The 6,530-nt window shown below is 42.0% G+C and carries 5 protein-coding genes; 3 read left to right on the top strand and 2 right to left on the bottom strand.

Features of this window, described 5'->3' with window-relative positions:
- Positions 1 to 144 precede the first annotated feature (144 nt).
- On the bottom strand, positions 145 to 1,509 hold the full coding sequence (locus tag HMPREF9965_RS06515) for a VWA domain-containing protein (protein ID WP_001015737.1): 1,365 nt from the start codon (positions 1,507 to 1,509) through the stop codon (positions 145 to 147).
- A gap of 224 nt (positions 1,510 to 1,733) precedes the next feature.
- A complete protein-coding gene (locus tag HMPREF9965_RS06510) occupies positions 1,734 to 2,483 on the bottom strand; it encodes a lysophospholipid acyltransferase family protein (RefSeq protein WP_000500174.1) in 750 nt (249 codons plus the stop codon).
- Positions 2,484 to 2,616: 133 nt separating this feature from the next.
- On the opposite strand from HMPREF9965_RS06510, the gene HMPREF9965_RS06505 reads away from it, so the two are divergent.
- The 3 genes from HMPREF9965_RS06505 to HMPREF9965_RS06495 all read left to right on the top strand — a co-directional run bounded on the left by HMPREF9965_RS06505 (position 2,617) and on the right by HMPREF9965_RS06495 (position 6,517).
- Positions 2,617 to 4,953 (top strand): cation-translocating P-type ATPase, encoded by a 2,337-nt coding sequence (locus HMPREF9965_RS06505; protein WP_004243337.1) that lies wholly within the window; start codon positions 2,617 to 2,619, stop codon positions 4,951 to 4,953.
- A 102-nt stretch (positions 4,954 to 5,055) separates the two neighbouring features.
- Positions 5,056 to 5,733, top strand: coding sequence for a tRNA (adenine(22)-N(1))-methyltransferase (locus tag HMPREF9965_RS06500; protein ID WP_000624080.1), 678 nt, complete (start codon positions 5,056 to 5,058; stop codon positions 5,731 to 5,733).
- Positions 5,720 to 6,517, top strand: a complete 798-nt coding sequence (locus HMPREF9965_RS06495; RefSeq protein ID WP_000881178.1) for a Nif3-like dinuclear metal center hexameric protein — start codon at positions 5,720 to 5,722, stop codon at positions 6,515 to 6,517. Before HMPREF9965_RS06500 ends, HMPREF9965_RS06495 begins: the two co-directional genes overlap by 14 nt.
- Positions 6,518 to 6,530: the final 13 nt, after the last annotated feature.

Here is a 6,530-nt window from a genome sequence, read left to right as displayed (position 1 = left end):
ATATGAAATTTGCTCTGAATATATTAAAAGAGAAGACCAAGAGGCCCTCTCTCATTGTTAACTATTTTTTTCTTATTAGAGTTGGCAAAGAATCTAAATGGTGTAAAACTCCTTTCCTCTACCTTCTATATGAAAAGGATCTCCTTAATCTTTTTTCTTAACACCAACAGTCAAACTAGAGGCTACTGCAATTAAGGCAACTCCAAGTACAGATAAATTAGAAGATGCCTTTTCACCAGTTTTAGGTAATTCAGATACCTTATTAGAAAGTGCAGAAGTATGATAAACTGCCTTTGTGCTTCCGATAGGTTTTGGTTTAAGTACGACATGCGCCTCTGTTAAGAAGTCATATTTCTCTGTTACAATGCGGTAAACACGTCCTTCTTGGACAGTCTTAACAACATGATTTGTAAAATCACGATTTAAAAGACTAGAAAATTCTTGATTAATATTAAGATAAAGCCCTTTTGTCCCCTCAACTAAAGGTTTGAAGGTCGATTCTTCGTATCTCATCCCTACAACTGATAGAGAAATATCTGCTGCTTTAAGAGCTTTCAGAGTCTCTTCTACTGTTGGAATGCCTGGAGTACGGAAATCAATACTTTCATCAGTAATTAAGAATGCAAAACGACGATTATTAGAAGATGTAGACCAATCATAATCTTTTGAGGTTGCGATATGATGTAGAGGGGCTGTAGGCTCTTCTGTTCCACCGCCTGTTCGAATAGATCTAAGCGCCTTAATATACTCCTCTACATTCTTAGTGAATTTAGATCCATTAAAATCGAAATATTGAACATTGTCAGCAGCCTCATACGCGATTAAGCCAAGACGAGCATCAACCTTTTTACTAGCCAAATCACGGACAAAGTTCTCGATATTCTGTACAACATTTTGAATAGACGAATCCATTGAACCTGACTTATCAATAGTAAAGACGATATCTGCAGAACCAGCCGCTTGTTTAGTAATTATTACATCTGCTTCTTTCAAAACTTTTTCAAATGTAGTTTTCTTGATAGTTTGAGTAACATTAGCTACATAGTCATCTGTATTAACGTGATCTGTAACAGTCTTTGTTGTTGTAACAGGTGTCTTTTCTCCAACGGCAGTTCCTTTAGCAGCTAAATGAGTTGTTTCAACACTTATAGAAGTCTCTGCTTTAGCAATTGCTTCTGTACCAGCTGCGTTTTCTTTAGTATCTACCTTGGCGTCCGTTGAAGTAGTAGTTACTTTAACTATATCATCAGGTTGAGCTTTATCAAGTGGTACTACAGAGACATTAACTTTATCTTGAATCTCCTTAACTGTTTCGGAAATTTGCTGATTAGTTTGAGTAGTTTTAGTGGAAAGTTCATTTGAACCTACTTGAGCAAGATCATTAGCAACTTGACTTGGATTCTTTACCTCATCAGCATCAACTTGCCCCATTGCTGTAAAGGCAGACGCTAGAGCAACCGTCAATAAAACAGACTTGCACTTCCCGAATAAAGAATGTTTATGATTCATTATAAAAATCCTCCCCTTTTTAATAATATAATATCAAAACCAAAGTAATTTGTCAAAAAAATTTCTATATAGAATGTAGAGTTTTCTTCTGATTATACAGGGATAAAGATCATAAAAATGCATAGCAACAAGTGTCCAAAAACATTGATGCTATGCATTTCTTATGGAAAGGCTTGCTGGATTTTCTCTTAAAATCGAGTTTTTGTGCAGCAGTTCTTATTGTCTCAACCAAGAGACTCTCTCTTCTTATCTGGATTCCAGATAAAGCTTGCAATGAAGGTAAAGATAATCGTTAGGATACCAACAATCACAGCAAGGATAAGGGCAGGGATGCGGACAAACCACCAGAGTGGGTTTGGTTTTTTATCATTGTGCCATTGCTTGGTTTCTTCGTCCAAACGTTGGAATTCTGCTTGGATACGTTCTGCAACCATTTCGATTCCTTCATCATTCATTTTCTTGATGTCTGAGATATCGATAGGATTTCCAAAGTTCATATCGACACGTTCACGGCTGACCAAGCCTTTCAAGGTCATGGGCCCTGTGTAGGTGACAGGCATGATACGGACCTTAGCCATTTTAGCAATCAAGGCAACTCCCCCCTTGACATCGTTTGAGTGACGGCTTCCACTTGGAAACATGATGAGAGAACGGTCGCTTTTTTTGAGGACATTGATAGGGTATTTGATAGCAGAAGCGCTAGGATTTTCCCGGTCGATAGGAAAGGCGCCACACATACGGATCCACCAGCCAAAGATGCGGTTGTTAAAAAGCTCTTTTTTAGCCATAAAGATGAACTGTTTTGGTTTGGTCGCAAAGGCCATGTATACTGGATCCCACCAGGTACGATGAGGTGCGACCAAGATATAGTTTTCATCTTGACTAGGGATTTTATCAGTATTGTGGTAGTGAGCATTGCCATTGATGGACCACAAGATCAGCATGACTAGTCCACGCAAATAAGTATAAAACATGAGAACTCCTTCGATTGTATTGCTTTTATTATTATACCTTATCGAAAGACTACTGGCAAACTTTTTCAGTTATCAGTGGACAGTTTTTGGATGAGATTAGAATTCTGCTAGAAAAAATGATATGATAGAATTTATGGATAAAAATAAGATAATGGGATTAACCCAAAGAGAAGTCAAGGAAAGACAGGCTCAAGGTTTGGTCAATGACTTTACCGCATCAGCCAGTACCAGTACTTGGCAAATCATCAAACGAAATGTTTTTACACTTTTTAACGCTTTAAACTTTGCTATTGCTTTGGCGCTAGCCTTTGTACAGGCTTGGAGCAATTTGGTCTTCTTTGCCGTTATCTGCTTTAACGCATTTTCGGGGATTGTGACCGAACTACGGGCTAAACATATGGTGGACAAGCTCAATCTCATGACCAAGGAAAAGGTCAAAACCATCCGTGATGGCCAAGAAGTCGCTCTTAATCCAGAAGAATTGGTTCTAGGTGATGTTATTCGTCTGTCGGCTGGGGAGCAGATTCCTAGTGATACGCGGGTTTTAGAAGGCTTTGCGGAAGTCAATGAAGCCATGTTGACGGGTGAGAGTGATTTGGTGCAAAAAGAAGTGGATGCCTTGCTTTTATCAGGGAGTTTCCTAGCCAGTGGCGCAGTTTTGGCTCAAGTTCACCATGTCGGGGCAGAAAACTATGCTTCCAAACTCATGCTGGAAGCTAAGACAGTAAAACCGATCAACTCTCGTATCATGAAATCGCTGGACAAGCTAGCAGGTTTTACTGGGAAAATTATCATTCCCTTTGGTCTAGCTCTCCTGCTAGAAGCCTTGATGTTAAAAGGCTTGCCCCTCAAGTCATCCGTTGTAAATTCGTCAACAGCCCTTTTGGGAATGTTGCCCAAGGGAATTGCCCTTTTGACCATTACTTCGCTCTTGACTGCGGTGATCAAACTGGGCTTGAAAAAGGTCTTGGTGCAGGAAATGTACTCTGTTGAGACCTTGGCGCGCGTGGATATGCTCTGTCTGGACAAGACGGGAACCATCACTCAAGGAAAGATGCAGGTGGAGGCAGTTCTTCCGCTGACGGAAACTTATGGTGATGAGGCTATTACTAACATTCTGACCAGTTATATGGCCCATAGTGAGGATAAAAATCCGACAGCTCAAGCCATTCGCCAGCGTTTCCAAGGAAAGGTTGCCTACCCTATGATTTCCAATCTTCCTTTCTCTAGCGACCGCAAGTGGGGGGCTATGGAGTTAGAAGGGCTAGGAACGGTTTTCTTAGGGGCGCCTGAGATGTTGTTGGACTCTGAAGTACCAGAAGCCAGAGAGGCTCTAGAGAGAGGGTCACGTGTATTGGTCTTAGCCCTCAGTCAGGAAAAACTAGATCATCACAAACCACAGAAACCATCTGATATTCAGGCTTTGGCCTTGCTGGAGATTTTGGACCCCATTCGAGAAGGAGCAGCTGAGACACTAGACTACCTCCGTTCCCAGGAAGTGGGACTCAAGATTATCTCTGGGGACAATCCTGTGACTGTATCTAGCATTGCCCAGAAAGCTGGCTTTGCAGACTATTATAGTTATGTAGATTGTTCAAAAATCACGGATGAGGAATTGATTGCTATAGCTGAGGAAACAGCTATTTTCGGACGTGTTTCCCCTCATCAAAAGAAACTTATCATCCAAACGCTGAAAAAAGCAGGGCATACAACAGCAATGACAGGGGACGGAGTCAATGATATCTTGGCCCTTCGTGAGGCGGATTGTTCTATCGTGATGGCTGAGGGAGATCCTGCGACTCGTCAGATTGCCAATCTAGTTCTCTTGAACTCAGACTTTAATGATGTTCCTGAGATTCTCTTTGAAGGTCGTCGCGTGGTCAATAACATTGCCCATATTGCACCGATTTTCTTGATAAAGACCATCTATTCCTTCCTGTTAGCGGTGATCTGTATTGCCAGTGTTTTACTGGGGCAGTCTGAGTGGATTTTGATTTTCCCCTTCATCCCAATCCAGATTACCATGATTGACCAGTTTGTGGAAGGTTTCCCACCATTCGTTCTGACTTTTGAGCGAAATATCAAACCTGTCGAGCCAAACTTCCTCAGAAGATCAATGCTTCGTGCTCTACCAAGTGCACTTATGGTCGTATTTAGCGTTCTTTTTGTGAAAATATTTGGGACAAGTCAAGGTTGGTCTGAGTTAGAAATGTCAACTCTCCTCTATTATCTCCTTGGGTCTATCGGTTTCTTATCCGTATTTAGAGCTTGCATGCCATTCACCCTCTGGCGTGCCCTCTTGATTGTCTGGTCTGTGGGAGGCTTCCTAGCCACAGCTCTCTTCCCAAGGATTCAAAAACTGCTTGAAATTTCGACCTTGACTGGACAAACACTGCCTGTTTATGGGGCAATGATGCTGGTCTTTACGGTGATTTTCATCTTGACAAGTCGTTACCAAGCGAAAAAATAAAGAAAGACTGCAATCTGTGAATTGCGGTCTTTTTTAAGGGCAAGATTGCTAGCTGAAATGTGGTATAATAAAAGGTAATAGAGTTTTGGAAAGTGAGAGAAGATGATTTCAAAGAGATTAGAATTGGTGGCGTCCTTTGTGCCCCAAGGTGCTGTGTTACTTGATGTGGGAAGTGACCATGCTTATCTGCCCATCGAGTTAGTTGAGAGAGGCCGAATTAAAAGCGCCATTGCAGGGGAAGTGGTGGAAGGTCCTTACCAGTCTGCGGTTAAAAATGTTGAGGCTCACGGTCTAAAGGAGAAAATCCAAGTCCGTTTAGCCAATGGCTTAGCGGCATTTGAAGAGGCTGACCAAGTCTCTATTATCACCATTGCTGGTATGGGTGGCCGTTTGATTGCTACCATATTGGAAGAAGGATTGGATAAACTTGCGAGTGTAGAACGTTTAATCCTCCAGCCCAATAATCGTGAAGACGACTTGCGCATTTGGTTACAAGAGCACGGATTTCAGATTGTAGCAGAAAGCATCCTAGAAGAGGCTGGCAAGTTTTATGAAATTCTAGTGGTGGAAGCGGGACAAATGAAGCTATCAGCAAGTGATGTCCGCTTTGGTCCCTTCTTGTCCAAAGAAGTCAGTCCAGTATTTGTACAAAAATGGCAAAAGGAAGCTGCTAAGCTAGATTTTGGCCTTAGTCAAATCCCAGAAAAAAATTTGGAGGAACGTCAAGTTCTTGTAGATAAAATTCAAGCCATCAAGGAGGTTCTCCATGCTAGCAAGTGAAGTAATCAGAGCTTATGAAGCCTTTTGTCCCCAGGAATTTTCTATGGAGGGAGACAGTCGTGGCCTACAAATCGGCACTTTGAACAAGGATATACAAAGGGTCATGGTTGCCCTCGATATACGTGAAGAGACGGTGGCAGAGGCCATTGAAAAGGGTGTGGATTTGATTATCGTCAAGCACGCGCCTATCTTTCGTCCTATCAAGGATCTGGTAGCTAGCCGTCCGCAAAATCAGATTTACATCGACCTGATCAAGCATGACATTGCAGTTTATGTCAGTCATACTAATATTGACATCGTTGAGAATGGTCTCAATGACTGGTTCTGCCAGATGCTAGGCATTGAGGAGACGACTTATCTGCAGGAAACAGGTCCAGAACGTGGGATTGGACGTATTGGAAATATCCCGACTCAGACATTTGGGGAATTGGCCCAGCATGTCAAGCAAGTCTTTGGTCTAGATAGTCTTCGAATGGTGCATTATCAAGAGAGTGATTTGCAGAAGCCTATTTCAAGAGTGGCCATCTGTGGTGGCAGTGGGCAGTCTTTCTACTCTGATGCTTTAGCAAAGGGGGCAGATGTTTATATCACTGGCGATATCTACTATCACACAGCTCAGGATATGTTGTCAGATGGCTTGTTGGCACTGGATCCAGGCCACTATATAGAAGTGCTTTTTGTGGAAAAAATCGCAGCACTCCTTACTCAATGGAAGGAAGAAAATAGCTGGACTATTGATATCTTGCCTAGTCAGGCATCGACTAATCCTTTCCACCATATCTAGTTAGAAAGTGAAG

Origin of the sequence: Streptococcus mitis bv. 2 str. SK95 (assembly GCF_000222705.1) — a bacterium.
GTDB classification, from domain to species: Bacteria; Bacillota; Bacilli; order Lactobacillales; family Streptococcaceae; genus Streptococcus; species Streptococcus mitis_AY.
This window is presented reverse-complemented; position numbering and strand designations above follow the sequence as displayed.

Bases quoted from the DNA above. Each gene is read 5' to 3' on its own strand.
- HMPREF9965_RS06500 (WP_000624080.1), top strand. From the start codon at position 5,056: ATGATTTCAAAGAGATTAGAATTGGTGGCGTCCTTTGTGCCCCAAGGT.
- HMPREF9965_RS06515 (WP_001015737.1), bottom strand. From the start codon at position 1,509: ATGAATCATAAACATTCTTTATTCGGGAAGTGCAAGTCTGTTTTATTG.
- HMPREF9965_RS06510 (WP_000500174.1), bottom strand. From the start codon at position 2,483: ATGTTTTATACTTATTTGCGTGGACTAGTCATGCTGATCTTGTGGTCC.
- HMPREF9965_RS06505 (WP_004243337.1), top strand. From the start codon at position 2,617: ATGGATAAAAATAAGATAATGGGATTAACCCAAAGAGAAGTCAAGGAA.
- HMPREF9965_RS06495 (WP_000881178.1), top strand. From the start codon at position 5,720: ATGCTAGCAAGTGAAGTAATCAGAGCTTATGAAGCCTTTTGTCCCCAG.